16 protein-coding genes and 1 pseudogene are annotated in these 16,471 nt (G+C 73.7%); 2 read left to right on the top strand and 15 right to left on the bottom strand.

Annotation, left to right across the window (positions count from 1 at the left end):
• Nucleotides 1–25: 25 nt before the first annotated feature.
• From ACFYZF_RS08330 to ACFYZF_RS08380, 11 genes are all read right to left on the bottom strand, one after another.
• Nucleotides 26–1,618, bottom strand: a complete 1,593-nt coding sequence (locus tag ACFYZF_RS08330; RefSeq protein ID WP_387017242.1) for a polyamine aminopropyltransferase — start codon at nt 1,616–1,618, stop codon at nt 26–28.
• Entirely contained in the window at nt 1,615–2,397 is a 783-nt protein-coding gene (locus tag ACFYZF_RS08335; protein ID WP_387017243.1) for a hypothetical protein, read from the bottom strand. The genes ACFYZF_RS08330 and ACFYZF_RS08335 overlap by 4 nt, the downstream gene beginning before the upstream one ends.
• Entirely contained in the window at nt 2,397–2,819 is a 423-nt protein-coding gene (locus ACFYZF_RS08340; protein ID WP_387017245.1) for a DUF350 domain-containing protein, read from the bottom strand. The genes ACFYZF_RS08335 and ACFYZF_RS08340 overlap by 1 nt, the downstream gene beginning before the upstream one ends.
• A 35-nt stretch (nt 2,820–2,854) precedes the next feature.
• The gene (locus tag ACFYZF_RS08345) at nt 2,855–3,283 is read right to left on the bottom strand and encodes a DUF4247 domain-containing protein (RefSeq protein ID WP_387017246.1); all 429 of its coding nucleotides are present in this window, start codon (nt 3,281–3,283) and stop codon (nt 2,855–2,857) included.
• Complete coding sequence (locus tag ACFYZF_RS08350; protein ID WP_387017248.1) at nt 3,280–3,843, bottom strand: DUF2617 family protein; 564 nt, start codon at nt 3,841–3,843, stop codon at nt 3,280–3,282. The genes ACFYZF_RS08345 and ACFYZF_RS08350 overlap by 4 nt, the downstream gene beginning before the upstream one ends.
• Before the next feature lie 2 nt (nt 3,844–3,845).
• Complete coding sequence (locus ACFYZF_RS08355; protein ID WP_387018354.1) at nt 3,846–4,478, bottom strand: DUF4178 domain-containing protein; 633 nt, start codon at nt 4,476–4,478, stop codon at nt 3,846–3,848.
• Between the two features lie 83 nt (nt 4,479–4,561).
• Nucleotides 4,562–5,446: a hypothetical protein gene (locus tag ACFYZF_RS08360; RefSeq protein WP_387017249.1), complete on the bottom strand. Its 885-nt coding sequence runs from the start codon at nt 5,444–5,446 to the stop codon at nt 4,562–4,564.
• Nucleotides 5,447–5,515: 69 nt separating this feature from the next.
• Entirely contained in the window at nt 5,516–5,887 is a 372-nt protein-coding gene (locus ACFYZF_RS08365; protein WP_387017251.1) for a hypothetical protein, read from the bottom strand.
• 90 nt (nt 5,888–5,977) lie between these two features.
• Entirely contained in the window at nt 5,978–8,566 is a 2,589-nt protein-coding gene (clpB, locus tag ACFYZF_RS08370) for an ATP-dependent chaperone ClpB (protein WP_387017253.1), read from the bottom strand.
• A 150-nt stretch (nt 8,567–8,716) separates the two neighbouring features.
• Nucleotides 8,717–8,938: a hypothetical protein gene (locus ACFYZF_RS08375; RefSeq protein ID WP_387017254.1), complete on the bottom strand. Its 222-nt coding sequence runs from the start codon at nt 8,936–8,938 to the stop codon at nt 8,717–8,719.
• Nucleotides 8,935–9,333, bottom strand: coding sequence for a DivIVA domain-containing protein (locus ACFYZF_RS08380; RefSeq protein WP_387017256.1), 399 nt, complete (start codon nt 9,331–9,333; stop codon nt 8,935–8,937). The genes ACFYZF_RS08375 and ACFYZF_RS08380 overlap by 4 nt, the downstream gene beginning before the upstream one ends.
• Nucleotides 9,334–9,635: 302 nt before the next feature.
• Between ACFYZF_RS08380 and ACFYZF_RS08385 the strand changes: the two genes are divergently transcribed.
• Nucleotides 9,636–10,055 (top strand): YchJ family protein, encoded by a 420-nt coding sequence (locus ACFYZF_RS08385; protein WP_387017258.1) that lies wholly within the window; start codon nt 9,636–9,638, stop codon nt 10,053–10,055.
• Between the two features lie 34 nt (nt 10,056–10,089).
• Here ACFYZF_RS08385 and ACFYZF_RS08390 read toward each other — a convergent pair whose 3' ends face one another.
• The 4 genes and pseudogenes from ACFYZF_RS08390 to ACFYZF_RS08405 all read right to left on the bottom strand — a co-directional run bounded on the left by ACFYZF_RS08390 (nt 10,090) and on the right by ACFYZF_RS08405 (nt 14,803).
• Nucleotides 10,090–10,893 carry a maleylpyruvate isomerase family mycothiol-dependent enzyme gene (locus ACFYZF_RS08390; RefSeq protein ID WP_387017259.1) on the bottom strand — a complete coding sequence of 268 codons (804 nt, stop codon included), beginning with the start codon at nt 10,891–10,893 and terminating at the stop codon, nt 10,090–10,092.
• Nucleotides 10,894–11,452: 559 nt separating this feature from the next.
• Nucleotides 11,453–12,161 (bottom strand): annotated as a pseudogene (locus tag ACFYZF_RS08395) (hypothetical protein); the annotation flags it as partial.
• A 96-nt stretch (nt 12,162–12,257) separates the two neighbouring features.
• A complete protein-coding gene (locus tag ACFYZF_RS08400) occupies nt 12,258–13,082 on the bottom strand; it encodes a hypothetical protein (protein ID WP_387017261.1) in 825 nt (274 codons plus the stop codon).
• A gap of 35 nt (nt 13,083–13,117) precedes the next feature.
• Entirely contained in the window at nt 13,118–14,803 is a 1,686-nt protein-coding gene (locus ACFYZF_RS08405) for a serine/threonine-protein kinase (protein ID WP_387017262.1), read from the bottom strand.
• Between the two features lie 342 nt (nt 14,804–15,145).
• Between ACFYZF_RS08405 and ACFYZF_RS08410 the strand changes: the two genes are divergently transcribed.
• Complete coding sequence (locus ACFYZF_RS08410; protein WP_387017263.1) at nt 15,146–16,279, top strand: peptidoglycan-binding protein; 1,134 nt, start codon at nt 15,146–15,148, stop codon at nt 16,277–16,279.
• Nucleotides 16,280–16,471 lie beyond the last annotated feature (192 nt).

A 16,471-nucleotide genomic window follows, 5' to 3' on the forward strand; every position in this document is an offset into this window, starting at 1 on the left:
CGGTCCGCGCACCATGGCAACGACCCTAGTAGCCCCGCCACTCGGCGCGGGCGTACTCCAGCACGCGTGGCCGCAACAGGGTCGAGGCGGGCAGGTCGATCCGGCTCCGGTCGGCGGGGAAGTTCGCGGCCGACGCCAGCGTCCCGGCGGTGAGGAAACGTAGCCCCGACGCGTCGGCCGGCAGCGCCAGCCCCGGCGGAGTGCCCCCCGGCGCGGCAAGCACGAACCCCCAGTCGCCGAAGCTCGGCACGTCGACGTGGTAGGGCACGGTGGCGAAGCCGGCCTCCCGCACCGACGCCTCGATCGACCAGTACGACCGGGGCGCGAAGTACGGCGAGCCGGACTGCACGACCAGCCGCCCGCGCTCGGCGAGCACCGCCCGGACCAGCTCGTAGAACTCGACGGTGTACAGCTTGGCGGTGGCCGTCTCGTCCGGGTCGGGCAGGTCGGCGACCACCACGTCGAACCGCTCGGTGGCGGCACGCAGCCAACCGAACGCGTCGACGTTGACCACCCGCACCCGGGGATCGGCGAACGCGTCGCCGTTGAGCCGGCGTAGCTGCGGCTCGCTGCGGGCGAGCGCCACCACGGCCGGGTCGAGGTCGACCACGGTCACCCGGCGCACGTCGGGGTAGCGCAGGATCTCCCGGACCGCGAGCCCGTCCCCGGCGCCGAGCACCAGCACCTCGCCGCGGGAGCCGTTCAACGCGGGGTGCACCAGCGCCTCGTGGTAGCGGTACTCGTCGATCGAACTGAACTGGAGGTCGCCGTTGAGGAACAGCCGCAGGTCGGTGTCGGCGTGGCCGACCTCCCGCACCGAGCGGGTGAGCACGATCTCCTGGTACCGGCTGCGCTCGGCGTGCACCACCGGGTCCCGGTAGAGCTGCTGCCGGGCGGTCACCTCGAAGTCGTGGGCGGTGATCCACGCGTACCCGAGGCAGAGGGCGACCACGACGGAGCCGGCGCCGACCGCGATCCGCGCCCGGCGGCTCAGCTCGGCGCGGAACACCGTGCAGACCAGCGCGACGCCGGCCACCGCGTTCACCGCGCCGACCACCAGGGCACCCTTGAGCTGGCCGAAGACCGGCATCAGCAGGAACGGGAAGGCGAGCCCGCCGAGCAGCGCGCCGACGTAGTCGGCGGCGAACAGGTCGGCCACCGCGCTGCCGGCGGACTGTTCCCGGATGCGTTGCAGCATGACCATCAGCAGCGGGATCTCCGCACCGATCAGCAGGCCGAGCACGAACGCGGTGCCGACCAGCGCCGGGCCGTACAGGTCCAGCCAGGCGAAGGCGGCGTACAGGCCGAGCACCGACAGCCCGCCGAGCAGGGCCAGGGCCAGCTCGACCAACGCGAACGCGGCGGCGGCCCGGGACTGCAACGGCTTGGCGGCGAGCGCGCCGATGCCCATCGCGAAGACCATCACGCCGAGCACGATCGACGCCTGGCCGACGGTGTCGCCGATCAGGTAGCTGCCGAGCGCGACGAGGGCCAGCTCGTACACCAGGCCGCAGGCGGCACAGACGAAGACCGCGACCAGCACCGCCGCGCGGGACAGCCGCCAGCGCGGCCGGGCGGTGGGGCCGCCGTCGGCCGCCGCCGACGCCTCGGTGGTCATGCCTTCCGCCGGGTACGCCCGGCGGGCGCCTGGGCGCGCTGCCGACTGCGCCCCACGAACCCGACGGTGAACAGCAGCGCGGCGACCAGCAGCAGCCCGGCGGTGGCGAGCAGCCAGCCCCACCGGTCCCGCCAGAAGTCGCTGCCCGCGGCCGGCAGCGGCGACGCCGAGGAGCCCGGCGCGGCGGCCGGGGTGGCGGCGGGCTCGGCCACGCCGGCCTCGGCGACCAGCAGGGGCAACGCCACGGCCGCCCGGCAGACCGCCCAGCCGGGGTCGTCGACGAAGGCGTCGTCGTCCAGCCCGAACCGTTGCAGCCCGTTCTCCACGGCGTACAGGTCGGAGCGGTCGATGTCGGTCGAGCCCGTCACGTCGACGGTCGCCGAGTCACTGCTCTCGCTGCTCTCCGAGGTGTACCTGACCTCGGCGGTCACCTCGACCCAGCGCGGGCAGGCCGGGTTGTCGACCACGGCCACCCCGTCGCCGAGGTTGGAGCCGACGCTGACCGCGGAGCCGTAGTAGCTCTCCAGCCGCCAGCCGTAGCAGATGCCCTGGCTGGTGGCGGCCTGCGCGAGGATCGGCACGGTGTCGGCGCGCTCGTCGGCCGCCGGGGCGGGAACGGTGGTGCCGCCGGAGTCGCCGTTGAGGATGCCGATGCCGATGCAGCCACCGACCACGACGACGGTGACCAGGCCGACGATCCAGCCGGAGGCGGCCGAGGACGACGCCTTCGCCGTCGGCTTGCCCGGCCGGCCGCCGCCCGGGTGGGCTGCGGAGGCCATCAGCTGATCGCGGCGGCGATGATCGCGCCGGTGGCGAGGTGCACCACGGCCGACACCCACACGGCGGGGTGCGGCTCCGGGTCGACGAGCAGCTCGCCGAGCCGGCCCGGGGTCACCGCGTCGAGCAGCAGGAACGCGGCGGCCATGATGACCAGGCCCACGATCCCGTACGCCGCCGCGCCGACCAGGCCGAGGACGAAGTCGTCCTCGCTGGCCACGATCGCCGCGACCACGATGGTGCCGACGCCGAGCAGGTTGGAGGAGAGCAACAGCGCGGCGTTGCGGTTGCGCTCGGTCCAGATCAGCTCGTGGAGCTTGCCGGGGGTGGCCACGTCGACCAGCCCGTAGCCGATGCCCATCAGGACGACGCCGACCACGCCGTAGGCGAGGGTGACCAGCAAATCGATGACGAGGTTCTGCACAGGAGGGCTCCAGGGTGAGGGGGGCGGTCGTCGGGCTACTTGCCGGTGCCGGGGCCGCCGCCCCGGACGGTGCTGCCGCGTCCCCAGCCCCAGTGCGACCCGACGGTCGAGTGGTAGCGGGGGTAGGCGGTGGTCATACGTTCGAGCAGGATCACCGAGCCGGCGGCGATCGGCAGGATCACCACCGAGTCGTCGTCGTAGCGCAGATAGACGCCGCTGCCGTCGAGGTACTGGTCGGCCGGCTTCCAGGCGTCGGTCATCTCGTCGGCGACCTGGCTGGGCGGCTTCGACGAGGTGTACGCGACGGCGTTCCCGCCGATGTCCCGGCTCGCCGCCCGGGTGTACCTGTCCTCCACGTAGCCGCGCGGGGAGAAGTTGCCGTAGAAGATCGCGAAGGCGGCGACCAGCGCACCGACCACAGCGACCGCCGCTCCCACCACGAACCAGGGTCGGTACGTCTTCACAGTGCCACCTCCGTTCGCGACTGCGGGGCTCGCAAACCCCGCTCACTCCTCGCACTCACAAGTGCCACCACCGTCTCGGTCAGGACCAGCTCGTTGGTCTGGGGGTACGCGTGCCAGGTGCGCCAGGAGACCGTCCCGTCCGGTGGATCCGACCGGACCGCGAGGGCGGTCACCGCGTCCGCGTCGCCCGGGAAGACCCCGACCAGGGCGTACGGGTCGCCGGCCAGTTCGGCGCGGAGCGCGGCGACCCGGTCGCTCAGCTCCGTTCCGGCCGGCCGCAGCACCGTGGCGGTGAACCGGTAGCCGTTCGCCTCGTCCAGCCTCGTGGCGGGCAGCTCGGGCGGGCTGCCGGGTAGGCAGGCCACGGTCTCGGTCAGCTCGACGCCCGCCGCGCGGAGCACCACCTGGTGGGAGGCGCCGAGCAGGCGCAGCCGCAGCCGGACACCGGCGGGCAGGTCGAGGTCGAGCACGTGCAGCGCGGGGCGCTCCGCGTCGCCGAGGGCGAGGCTGAGGTCGGCGGCGCTGGTGTCGACGTACGGGGTGTCGAGGGTGACCAGCACGGTCAGCTCACCTTCCCGGTGCCGGCCTGCGGGTAGATCATCACTTCGGAGCGGTGCAGCACCTCGCCCCGCGCCACCTCCCACGCGGCGTTGCCGTACGCCTCGAAGGAGAGCCGGAGGGCACCCGGGCCCCGGTAGTCGTGGTAGCGCATGGCACCGGACGGGTCGAGGCCGGTGGTCCCGGTGCCGGTGAAGAGCGCGTGCCCGGACTCGTTGCTGGTGTACCGGTGGCCGTCGAGGTCGACGGTCGGCGCGCCCGGGGTGAGGGTGAGCGCCGGGTCGGTCGTCCAGAACACCAGCTCCAGGTCCGGGTCCTCCTCGACGGAGAGCCAGAGCTGGCCGCCGCCGGCGTCGTCGAGCAGGTGCTCCGACCAGGTCCAGCTGCCCTCCTTGAGCAGCACCGAGCCGCGCACCGCGTACGACGTCCCGCGGATCTCGACGATGTCGCCGGGGCTCAGCCGGCGCGGGTCGCCCCGCAACGCGTCGGCGTCCCGGTCGCGGAACGGGTCGGTCGGGCCGGGGTGCCGGGGCGGCTTGGTCCGGGTCCGCCGAATCGCCACCACGGCGATGACGATCCCGGCCACCCCGATGAGGCAGCCCGCCGCCGTCACCAGATATGCCACCGATCCGTTCAATCCGATCGCCTCCCCAGTTGCGTCGGCGGAGACGGTAACAACCCCGCGCACGTCAGGGAACCTCGCGATCGCTGAGTAGGGGCTCAGCTACCTGGTGCTGCGGGCGGATCCGTGGCCGGCGGCCCGGCCGGCGCGGGGGCCGAACCGGGCGGCACTGACGCCGGACCGGCCGGGCCGGACGACGTCGGAGGGTGGGCGAGGTGCAGGGCCGGGTCGGGGCAGATCAGGTACCCCGACGGGACCGGGTACCCGGCCGGCACCCAGGCTCCCGCCGGCGCGACCGGCGGGAGCGGGGCGGTGGGCCAGCCGACGTACGGCACCGGACCGGCCTGCGGCCGCGCGGCCCGGGGACGGAAGTACCGGTTGGCGGGCGGCAGGGAGAGCAGCAGGACCACGGTCGCGGTGAGCAGCAGCACGGTCAGCACGCTGACCCCGACGACCGGGAAGATCACCGCCTCGTGGGGCCCCTGCCGGTCGTACAGGGTCTCCATGAATGTCGACTCCTGCCAGAGGTCCTCGTCGGGGAACGGCTCCCCCTCGACGTCCGTCCCGGCGGAGAACCCGAGCGCAAAGATGATCGGAAGCATCAGTGCGCCGGAGCACGCCTGACCGCAACTGAGCAGCAGTTGCCCGCCACCGGAGACGAAGATCAGGATGCGTGCGACATTCCGACCCCGGAGCATCGGCAGCGCGGTGCCGGCGAGCCAGCCGGCGAGCAGCAGGATGGGCACGCCCATGAAGAGGGAGCCGAAGACGTTCCCCTCCCGCTCGCCCCGTACCTCGGTCGGGTCGGCGTCCGACACCAGCCGGGCCACCCGGCTGATCTCGCCGTCGTAGCGCACTGCCTCGAACACGACCAGGGCGATCAGTCCGAGCAGGATCAGCACGGTGGCGATCTGGAGCCAGAAGGCGACGGTGACCGAGGTCGGTCGGGGCGGACGGACCGGGGCGGCCACGGGTGCGGTCATGGCAGGACCGTACGGCCGGCGGCCGGTGGGTGGCAGCCCCGATCGGTCAGCGTCGGGCCGGCTGGTCGATCAACCCTCGGCGAGCCGGGCGGCGGCATACTCGCCGAGCGCGGTCCGGCCCATGACGCAGCCGCCGAAGGTGGTGAACTCGGCCGGCTCGCCGCGCAGTGCCTCCCACGCCGCCCGCCCGCCCGCCGGATCGACCCGGCCGAGCAGCGTCGCCGCGTACGCCCGGCCGGCTGGCGAGCCGTGTTCCAGCAGCCAGTCGACCTTCCGCCGGGCCTGCTCCGGGTGCGCGTCGAGCTGCCGCTCGACCTCCTGGTACGCCTCGGTCACCGGCAACAGCGTGCCGGCGATGCCCACCCCGCCGAATGCGAGGGTGTCGGCCTTCGCCAGTTCCCGCACCGCCGCGTCGAGTTCCTTGTTTCCGCGTCCGAACATGCCCACCTCCATACCCGATCGAGCGGGAAGGCCCCCTGTCAACGCCGAAACGTTGCACAGGGGGCCCCTTGCGACACCTGGGCGGCGGCGTCAGGCGGTGACGGTCAGGCCGTCCCCGCCGTCGGCCAGGTCGACGCTCACCGTGTCGCCGTCGCGGACCGTGCCGGAGAGCAGTGCCCGGGCGAGCTGGTCGCCGATGGCGGACTGCACCAGCCGGCGCAGCGGGCGGGCCCCGTAGATCGGGTCGTACCCGTGCTCGGCGAGCCAGCCGCGGGCCGCCTCGGTGATCTCCAGGCCGAGCCGGCGGTCGGCCAGCCGCCGACGCATCCGCTCAAGCTGGATGTCCACGATGGCCCGCAGGTCGTCCCCGTGCAGCGTGGCGAAGACCACGATGTCGTCGAGCCGGTTGAGGAACTCCGGCTTGAAGTGCGACCGGACCATCGCGAGAACGCCCTCCCGGCGCTGTTCCTCGGCCATCGTCAGGTCGCTGATCACCGACGACCCGAGGTTGGAGGTGAGGATCAGGATCGCGTTGCGGAAGTCCACCGTGCGGCCCTGGCCGTCGGTGAGCCGACCGTCGTCGAGCACCTGGAGCAGCACGTCGAACACGTCGGGGTGGGCCTTCTCCACCTCGTCCAACAGGATCACCGAGTACGGCCGGCGGCGCACCGCCTCGGTGAGCTGGCCGCCCTCCTCGTAGCCCACGTACCCGGGTGGGGCGCCGACGAGGCGGGCGACGGAGTGCTTCTCGCCGTACTCGCTCATGTCGATGCGGACCATGGCCCGCTCGTCGTCGAAGAGGAACTCCGCGAGCGCCTTCGCCAGCTCGGTCTTGCCGACCCCGGTCGGGCCGAGGAAGAGGAAGCTGCCGGTCGGGCGGTCCGGGTCGGCGACTCCGGCCCGGGCCCGGCGGACCGCGTCGGAGACCGCGGCGACGCCCTCGGCCTGGCCGACGACCCGCGAGCCCAGCGACTCCTCCATCCGGAGCAGCTTGGCGGTCTCGCCCTCCAGCAGCCGGCCGGCGGGAATGCCGGTCCAGGAGGCGACCACGGCGGCGATGTCGTCCGCGCCGACCTCCTCCTTGAGCATCGCGCCCTCAGCCTGGAGCCGGGCCAGCTCCTCCTCGGCCTTCGCCAGGTCGGCCTTGAGCTCGGGAATCCGGCCGTAACGCAGCTCGGCGGCGCGCTCCAGCTCGCCGTCGCGCTCGGCCCGCTCGGCCTCGCCGCCGAGCCGCTCCAACTCCTCCTTGGCCGTGGAGAGCCGGGTGATGTGATCCTTCTCCAACTGCCAGCGCTCGGACAGCGCGGTGAGCTGCTCGCGTTTGTCGGCCAACTCCTTGCGCAGCCGCTCCAACCGGTCCGCGGAGGCGGCGTCCGGCTCCTTGGCCAGCGCCATCTCCTCGATCTCCAGCCGGCGCACCGCCCGCTCGATCTCGTCCACCTCGACCGGCCGGGAGTCGATCTCCATGCGCAACCGGGACGCGGACTCGTCGACCAGGTCGATGGCCTTGTCCGGCAGGAACCGTTCGGTGATGTACCGGTCGGACAGGGACGCGGCGGCGACCAGGGCGGCGTCGGTGATCCGTACGCCGTGGTGCACCTCGTAGCGCTCCTTGAGGCCGCGCAGGATGCCGATGGTGTCCTCGATGGTCGGCTCGCCGACGAGCACCGGCTGGAAGCGGCGCTCCAGGGCCGCGTCCTTCTCGATGTGCTCGCGGTACTCGTCGAGGGTGGTCGCGCCGACCATCCGAAGCTCGCCGCGCGCCAGCATCGGCTTGAGCATGTTGCCGGCGTCCATCGAGCCCTCGCCCTTGCCGGCGCCGACGACGGTGTGCAGCTCGTCGAGGAAGGTGATGACCTGCCCGTTGGAGTTCTTGATCTCCTCCAGCACGGACTTCAGCCGCTCCTCGAACTGCCCCCGGTACTGCGCGCCGGCCACCATCGCGCCGAGGTCGAGCGAGATCAGCTTCTTGCCCCGCAGCGACTCGGGCACGTCGCCGGCCACGATCCGCTGGGCCAGGCCCTCGACGATCGCCGTCTTGCCGACGCCGGGCTCGCCGATCAGCACCGGGTTGTTCTTGGTACGCCGGGACAGCACCTGGATCACCCGGCGGATCTCGGAGTCCCGGCCGATCACCGGGTCGATCTTGCCGTCCCGCGCGCTGGCGGTCAGGTCGACGCCGTACTTGGTCAGGGCCTGATAGGTCTGCTCCGGATCGGCGGTGGTGACCCGCCGGTCCCCGCCCCGGACGGTCGGGAAGGCGGCGACCAGGTTCTCCTCGGTCGCGCCGGCGTTCTTCAGCGCGCCGGCGACCGCGCCGCCGACCCGGGCCAGGCCGGCCAGCAGGTGCTCGGTCGAGGTGTACTCGTCGCCCAGCGGCCGGGCGATCTGCTCGCCGGCGCCGATGGCGTTGACGAACTCGCGGGCCAGGGTGGGCTCGGCGAGGCTGGAGCCCCGGGCTGCCGGCAGGCCGTCGACCGCGCGTTGGGCGGCCCGGCGCAGCTCGGCGGGGTCGGCGCCGGCGGCGCGTAGCAGGCCCGCCGCGGTCGATCCCTCGGTGTCCAGCAGCGACAGCAGCAGGTGCCAGGGCTCCACGGTGGCGTGGCCGCGCTGGTTCGCCAGCGCGACAGCACCGGTAATGGTTTCGCGGCTCTTGGTGGTGAGACGTTCCGTGTTCATGGGCTCCCCCGGATTCGGCGTGTCCACTAGGAAGGACACAACCAGAGTTGAGCCTATTCCGCTCAACCCTGGGGCTGTGAGCTGGGTCACGTTGCGGCGCGCATCCGGGCGCACCGGACCGGGCGGATCGAGGAGCGGGCGCAGCCCCGATCAGCGGGGTACGCGCGCGGCGCAGGGCGTCTCGTGGTCGGCACGCAGCACGCAGCGCCGCCCGCCGTCGAGCCGGCGGTCGCAGAACACGCGGTGGCGCACCCCCTGGTCGTCCTCGGTCGAGACGGTGGTCTCGCCGGGATCGACCGGGGCGACGATGGCCAGCGAGCGGACGGCGGTGCGGGCCAGGATCTTGGCGCGGGCCAGGTCGGCCGCCGTCACCGGCAGAAGGATGACGTACCGGCGGCCCACGGACGCCGCCGGGCCAGGTCACGCGCGGCGGGTGCCTGGCGGGACTGCCACTCCCGCAGCGCCGCCTTGATCCGGGCGACCTCCTCGCGGCTGCGCGCCAGCGCCGCGTAGGCGGCGGCCAGGTCGGCGGCGACCCGGTCGAGGAACTCGGCCACCTCCACCGGGTCCGCGCCGCGCCGGCGCGGCGTGAAGGTCCGGCTCCGCACCTGCCAGGGCCGCAGGGGAAGGTACGAGCGGTACGCGCCGGCCGGCGGCCGGTTGCGCGGACCGTGCCCGACGGGCCGGGCAGCACCGGCGGGCCGGTGGGCTGCCGAGTACGGCCCGGCGTGCCGGCGGATGAGCAGGGATCGCAGAAGTGCATACACCACAGGCTGTCCTTTCCTCGACGACTCGGTGTGCGATGCCGGGAGGGGCGGGGGGGGGGGGGGGGGGGGGCCCCCCCCCCCCCCCCCCGCCCCCAACCCCCCCCCCCCCCCCCCGCCCGCCGCCCCCCCCCCCCCCCCCCCCCCCCCCCCGCCCCCCCGGCCCCCCCCCCCCGGGGGGCCGCCCCTTCCGTCGTGTCGGTCGGTCAGGCCCCGTCGTACGCGGCGGCCAGGGTGCCCGGGACCAGAGCCAGGAACCCAGAGCCCTCGCCCGGGCGTCCCGACCGCTGCGGCAGGATGGAGGCGTGGCGAAGAGATCCGCCCGTGGCGGCGCACCCCGGAACGCGAACGGACCCTGCCCGTGCGGGAACAGCCAGCCCTACCCGGAGTGCTGCGGACGGCTGCACCGGGGCGAGGCGGACGCGGCCAACGCCGAGGCGCTCATGCGGTCCCGATTCAGCGCGTTCGCCGTCGGCGACGCCGCCTACCTGCTGCGCAGCTGGCACTCCTCCACCCGACCCGAGCGGCTACGCCTCGACCCCGGGCAGCGGTGGACCCGGTTGGAGATCCTCGGAACCGAGCACGGTGGCCTCTTCGACAGCACCGGCACAGTCGCGTTCCGGGCCCACTACCGCGAGGACGGACGGCCCGGAACCCTCACCGAGCACAGCCGCTTCACCCGCGAGGACGGCCGCTGGGTCTACCTCGACGCGCTGCCCGACTGACCGCCCCTGAGCTCCACGACCGCCGCGTCGTCGCTCACCCGAACGCGACCCGGTCCAGCCAGAAACGCAGCAGGTCCACGTCCCCGAGCACCTCGACCGCGCCCGCCTCGACAGGCCGCCGCCGATACACCATGAGCAACAGCTCCGTCAGCGGGCCACGGACCGCGACGGCCGCCTTCTCGTGGGACCGCCGCCACACGATCGCCTCGCCGGTCAGGTCGACCAGCCACTCCGCCGCCACCTCCGGCGCGGTGTCGGTGGCGTGCAGGTGCACCGTGCGCCCCGGCCCGAGCAGCTCCCGCTGCGCCGGATGGAAGTCGAGCATCTCCGGCAGCGACCCCAGCTCCATCCACTCGTCCACGGCGTCGAGCGCCACCCGCGCGTCGACGGCGAACTCCACGCCGAGGGCCAGTGCCGCGTCGGCGCGGTGCAGCAGTGTCTCGTGGGTGAACCGGCGCGCCCAGAACGTGCTGCCCACGCCCACCGTGGCCGACGGCGTCGGTATCCAGATCGGCGCGTCCGGGCCTGCGGCGACGAGTGCGGCGGCAAGCCCCCGCGCCCCGGCCGCCAGCCAGGGCCCGAGCACCGCGGGGTCCTCGTTGCGGTAGGGGGTCAGATCCCGGAATGAGTCGTCGGGCGGCGGCCCGACGGGCCGCTCCCGGACGATCGACTCCGCCCACCGCTGCCCGCCGCCCAGGTGCCGGCCGAGCTGCCCCACGTTCCACCCCGGACAGGAGGGCACCGGCGTGGTCAGGTCGACGCCGGCCACATGCGCGGCCAACAAATCGGTCTGCTCGACGAGCTGCCCACACAGCTCGTCGTACTTCAAGCGGCTCATCCCGCCAGGCTAGACCGGAGCACCGACAACCCGGCGGCATCCGCAGGGGTGTCACGCCCGGCGGGTCGACACCAGCGCCCGCCACAATTCTGGTGTCGGCAAAATCCACCTCGCCAGATGCTGGCCGACCCGGCCGGGGTCAAGCGCGAGGTGACCACGGCCACCCCGACCAGACGCGGGGTGGACGGTCCGGCGGATCCGGTCATCCACCCCGCGTCTCGGCGTCAGCGAGCGGAGGTCTCCCCGTCCGGCCGGGGAATGACCACCGTGGCGTCGCCCGGCAACCGGTCGTGGTCGCCGTCGCGCTGCGGGTACGGCGGGGTGAGCTCCGACCCGGCATACGGGGCCACCGGCTGGGTGGGCTCGGCAGGGTCGCCGGCCAGCCGGGGCACCACCTGCGTCCGGTCAGGATCGCCGCCGGACGGGACCACCTGCGTCCGGTCCGGGTCGTAGACGGACTCCCTCGCCACCACCTGCGTCCGGTCGGCGTCGTCGGCTGCCGGCGGGACGACCGACTCGGCACGCTTGGCCACCGGTCCCGTCGCCACCAGCCGGGCCGCCACGTCCCGCCGCCCCGCCTGGTACGCCCGCGCATGCGTCGCGATGAGCTGCGACTCCCGCTCGGCCCGGCTCAGCCACGACTCCCACCGGCTCTGCATCGGCCGGACCAGCCCACCGCCCACGCCGACCACGAGGATGCCGCCGATCGTCGCCAGCACCGCGACCAGCACCGGCGTGGTCACCGCCGTCGCCACGCCGATCTGGTTGAGCGCCGCGATGACGCCCAGCCCGAGGATGAACACCGACGCGATCGTCGCCAGCACCCGCCCGTACGACAGGCCGCCCAGCGCGCTGCTGATGATGTCCTTCACCGCGTGCGCGATCGCCGCCGCGACCACCACGATCACGATCGCCACGAACGCCCGGGGCAGCCACGCGATCACCCCGGCGATCAGGTCCGAGATCGGGTTCGGACCCCAGATGCCGAAGGCGAGCTGCAACGTCACCAGCAGCACCCCGTAGTAGGCGAGCTTCGCCACGATGTCGCTCGCGTCGTACCTGGACCGGGCCAGCGCGGCCTTCACCCCGCCGCGCTCGACCGCCCGGTCGAAGCCGACCCGTTCCAGCACCTTGTCCACGACCTTCAGCACGGCCTTCGCGACCAGCCAACCAGCCACCAGGATCGCCACAAAACCGAGGGCCTTGGGCAGGAACAGCAGCACCGCGCGTAGGGCATCCCCCACCGCGTCACCGAAGTTTTCTCTCATCGAAGGGTCCTTCACACCAGAGGTCGCAACAGATCCGCCCGCTCTACCCCGACCGCCCCGCGCGCAAACGCCGCCACGCCCCGACGAGGACCGCTGTCAGCGCCGTCGGCAGACGTACCGGACCTCGGTGCCGGCCTGCACCGGCGACGGCTCGACGATGTTGACCGTCGCCGTCTCCCGCGTCGCGCCCACCCCGCTGAAGGACCACCGCAGGGACAGCGTCACCGTCCGCTGCCCCCGTCCGACCCGCTCGCCGACCAGCGCCCCCGGCGCCGACCCGGAACGCAGCCACTGGTAGCGGATCGTGCCGGCGTTGCCGTTGGTCCGCACCGTCGCGACCACCTCCACCGTCACATCGCACCGGTTGCCGGCGGGCTCGGTCACCGCCACGGTGACCCCTTCGATCGCCAACGGGCTCAGCCGCTGCCAGACGAACAGCCCGACCGCCACCACCAACGCCACGGTGACCAGGGTGGACAGCACCGAGACGACACGCCGCCACGGCGACCGGGGCCGCCCGGCCGGGCCCGGCTGCCGCCAGGCGGGGGCAGCCGGCGCGACGCCCGGCACCCCCGGCCCGAACCGCACCTCGCCCGCCGACCCACCGACGGTCGGCCCGGCCGCCGTGGCCGGCGCGGTCCCGCCGGCCGCGATCGTGGGATCGGTGAAGCCCTCGGCGGTACGCGCAAAGCCGCCCCCGCCCCACACCGGCCCGCCCTGCCCCGGTGGCCACGCCCCGTCCCCGGCGACGGTGCCGCCCGCAGGGACCGTGCCACCCAGCCCGACCGTCCGGCCCAGGTCCACCGTCCGGCCCAGGTCTGCGGTCGGCTCCCCGGGGGCCGGCGGCCGGAAGCCGGACGGCGTCCCGGGGCGCGCGCCACCGAGGGGCAGCGCCGTCGTCGGCTCGTTCGGATCGCTCATCGCCAGCCTCCCGGCATCGTCGTCGGCCGCCCCGGTCAGCCCGGCGTGCAGAACGACTGCAGGCTCACGTACGCCGGCCCATCCGACCCGGCTGAGTTGCCCGCGGCGTCCACGGCAGTGACCTGCACCGAGATACGCACGCCGTCGGCGGGGCGGTCGAACGGGCCGAGGGTGCCCTCGAACACGCCCTTACCGACCGACGACATGACCACCGTGCCCGACTGCGCGCCCGACGTGTAGCGGAACGACACCCGCAGCCCGTCGGCGTCCGACCGGTCATCCCTGACCGTCACCGTGACCGGGGTCGACGTCGCCCCGTACGGGCAGCCCCTCGGATCCAGGGTGGTCCACCGGGTGCTCGGCGCCCCCACCGTGGGGGCGGTGACGTCCGGCGCGGGCGAGGTGCTGCCGGCCGACCTGGTGGGTGTCGGCTTCGCCGTCCGGGTGGGCCGGGCCGTCGGCGTCGGGGGCCGGGTCGTCGGGGCGGCGGTCGTCGGCCCGACGGTGGTCGGGGCGACGGCCGAGGGCGTCGGCGTGGCCGCTGTCGGCGTCGGCGTGACCGGCGGCGGCGTGGCGGATCCGGAGACCGGGTCGGCCGGCGCCGGTGCGGCGACCGGGGCGGCGTCCCCCGACACGGCCACCACGTCGGGTTCAGCGCCGGAGGCGTACCGGTAGCCGATGCCGCCGGTCAGCACGACCGCGACCAGGGCGCCACCGATCAGGGCCGGGCGAGCCCGCCCGGTGCGCATCCGTCGACCGGTGCGGATCTCCCGACCCATGCCGGGGCTGCCGTCCGACACGAGGACCGTACTGGCCAGGCTGGTGCTGCCGCCCGAGGAGTCGGTGAACGGGAAGAACGCGGCCAGCAGGGCGGCCCGGCGGGCCAGCTCGCGGACCCCGCGCTCCTCCCAGTCCGCCCCGTAGCCCTCGGTGGCGATCTGCTCCAGGATGCCGAGGAAGACGTGCGCCGGTTGGGGACGCTCGGCGGGCGCTTTGGCCATCCCCCAGCGCAGCAACTCGTGCACCGGCGGCGGGGCCGGGTCGGTGGGGACCGGCGCGTACGCGTGCTGCTCGCGCAGGGCCAGCAGGCTACGGCCGTCGTACGGGGGGTGACCGGTCAGGCACTCGAAGAAGGTGGCCGTGGCGGCGTAGATGTCGCAGGCCGGGGAGGCCGCCGCGCCCGTCCACTGCTCCGGGGCCATGTAACGGGGCGTGCCGGTGACCATGGTGGCCGACTCCCGGCCCACCGGCATGGCGATGCCGAAGTCCGCGAGCTTGCTCTCCCCCTCGGCGGTGACCAGCACGTTCTCGGGCTTGTAGTCACGGTGCACCACGCCCCGCGCGTGCGCGGCGGCGAGCCCGGCGAGGGACCCCTTGAGGACGAGGAGCGCGGCCTCCGGCCCGGTGGGCCCGTTGGCGCGCAGCATCTGCCGCAGCGAGACCCCGTCGACCAACTCCATCACGATCGCCGCGCCGGTAGGCGACTCGACGTACTCGTATAGCCGGGAGACGTGCTGATCGTCGATCTCGGCCAGCAGCCGGGCCTCGGCCCGGAAGGAGTCGCGGAAGGCCGGGTCCGCGCCGAGGACGCCGACGAGGTACTTCACGGCGACCGGGGTGCCGGACGCGTCGTGGGTGGCGAGCACCACCCGCCCGGACGCGCCCGCGCCCAGCTCGCGTACCTCGGTATAGCCGGACACCCGCCAGCTGTTCCCACTCATTGGACGGTCTCCACGGCTCTTCCGGATTGACGCCCGGCACACAGGGACGCCGCTCATTGTGGCGGGCGCTGTCCAGTCCGCCATCGGCGCAACGGTTGCATTGTCGGCACCGGAGGCCGGCCCCCAGCCTGTTGCCTTTCGGCTCGACTGTGGACGGTGCCACTCCCCCTAACGCATCCTAGGAGGCTAGGTAAACGGGGAGGGCGTCGGGCACCCGTTCGGACGCCGACTCACCGCCGGTCACCTCTGGTGTTGCGCGTCGGTTGGAAATATCCTCCACCTCACGCGTTGTCCCTGAAGCTCCTTTACACCCCCGTCGTCGTCGGCCACAGAGGAGATGCCATGCACTTCGACCACCCCGAGCTGGACCGCCGCACCCTGTTGCGGGCCGGTCTCGGCGCGGCGGCCGTCGCCGTCGTCGGCACGGAACTCGCGATCCCCGCCACCGCGCAGGCCGCGTCCGGATCGGACGTCGACTGGATCATCAGCTGCGACGAGTGGGGAGCCAGACCGCCGTCCGGTTCCCTGCCGCTCAGCGCCATCGCCACCAACAAGATCATCGTGCACCACATGGCGTTCCCGAACGTCACCGACTACTCGCGGGACCAGGCCGTGAAGCTGGCCCGGGACTGTCAGAACCTGCACATGGACGGCAACGGCTGGTCCGACACCGGCCAGCACTTCACCGTCAGCCGGGGCGGACACGTGCTGGAGGGCCGGCGCGGCAGCCTCGAGCGGCTGGCCGCCGGCGACCGGCAGGTGATCTCGGCGCACTGCCCCGGGGAGAACGGCCGGGCCATCGGCATCGAGAACGAGGGCACGTACGTCACCGAGACGCCGCCGCAGGAGCTGCTGGACTCGCTGGTCCAGCTCTGCGCCACGATCGGCCGCCGGTACGGCCTGCACGCCCACGACATCTTCGGGCACTGGGACTTCCGCGCCACCGCGTGCCCGGGAGCCGCGTTCTACCGGCAGTTCCCGGAACTGCGCCGGCGGGTCTTCCGCGAGCTGGGCACCGACATCGGCGACGTGCCGGCCCGCCGCTGGCCGGACCTGTGGCGGTTCGTCGGCTCCCCGACCGTGCGGGTGGTGAAGTACCTGCTCACCCATCACGGCTACGTCGTGCCGGTGAACAACACGTTCGACGCCGCGACCGTCGTCGCCGTGCAGGACTGGCAGGCCCGCAACGGCATCCCGGTCGACGTCGACGCCACCCTCACGGGGCCGACCTGGGAGACCCTCGCACCCGAGCTGGACAAGAACGCCACCGGCGCCCCGGTCAGCGCCGTCCAGTTCATCCTGAACTCCAAGGGCTACGCCGACGTCACGGTGACCGGCGAGTTCGACCACGCCACCAAGAAGGCCGTCCAGGACCTCCAGCGGCTGCACGGCCTGCACCCGAACGGCAAGGTCGGCACGAGCACCTGGTGCGCGCTCGTCGGCGGCGTGGTCCGCCAGTCGTTCCAGGCGGGCTGACCGGCCCCGGTCGTGGTGGGGCGGGTCCGGTAGTGGGTCCGCCCCACCACGCACGCCCGGCACCCCTGGGGAGCCCGGGGTTGATACCGGTGGGAGCGCCTATTCCACTGTCGCGAGTTCGTCCTCCATGGGGCTGCCCTCATCACCTCCGGTAATGGTTGGTGGGCCCTGACTCAGCCCCGGGTCTGCTCG

This window comes from Micromonospora sp. NPDC001898, from assembly GCF_042891255.1.
In the GTDB taxonomy this organism is placed as follows: Bacteria; Actinomycetota; Actinomycetes; order Mycobacteriales; family Micromonosporaceae; genus Micromonospora.

Bases quoted from the DNA above. Each gene is read 5' to 3' on its own strand.
- ACFYZF_RS08410 (WP_387017263.1), top strand. From the start codon at position 15,146: ATGCACTTCGACCACCCCGAGCTGGACCGCCGCACCCTGTTGCGGGCC.
- ACFYZF_RS08360 (WP_387017249.1), bottom strand. From the start codon at position 5,446: ATGACCGCACCCGTGGCCGCCCCGGTCCGTCCGCCCCGACCGACCTCG.
- ACFYZF_RS08400 (WP_387017261.1), bottom strand. From the start codon at position 13,082: ATGAGCGATCCGAACGAGCCGACGACGGCGCTGCCCCTCGGTGGCGCG.
- clpB (WP_387017253.1), bottom strand. From the start codon at position 8,566: ATGAACACGGAACGTCTCACCACCAAGAGCCGCGAAACCATTACCGGT.
- ACFYZF_RS08330 (WP_387017242.1), bottom strand. From the start codon at position 1,618: ATGACCACCGAGGCGTCGGCGGCGGCCGACGGCGGCCCCACCGCCCGG.
- ACFYZF_RS08335 (WP_387017243.1), bottom strand. From the start codon at position 2,397: ATGGCCTCCGCAGCCCACCCGGGCGGCGGCCGGCCGGGCAAGCCGACG.
- ACFYZF_RS08365 (WP_387017251.1), bottom strand. From the start codon at position 5,887: ATGTTCGGACGCGGAAACAAGGAACTCGACGCGGCGGTGCGGGAACTG.
- ACFYZF_RS08390 (WP_387017259.1), bottom strand. From the start codon at position 10,893: ATGAGCCGCTTGAAGTACGACGAGCTGTGTGGGCAGCTCGTCGAGCAG.
- ACFYZF_RS08405 (WP_387017262.1), bottom strand. From the start codon at position 14,803: ATGAGTGGGAACAGCTGGCGGGTGTCCGGCTATACCGAGGTACGCGAG.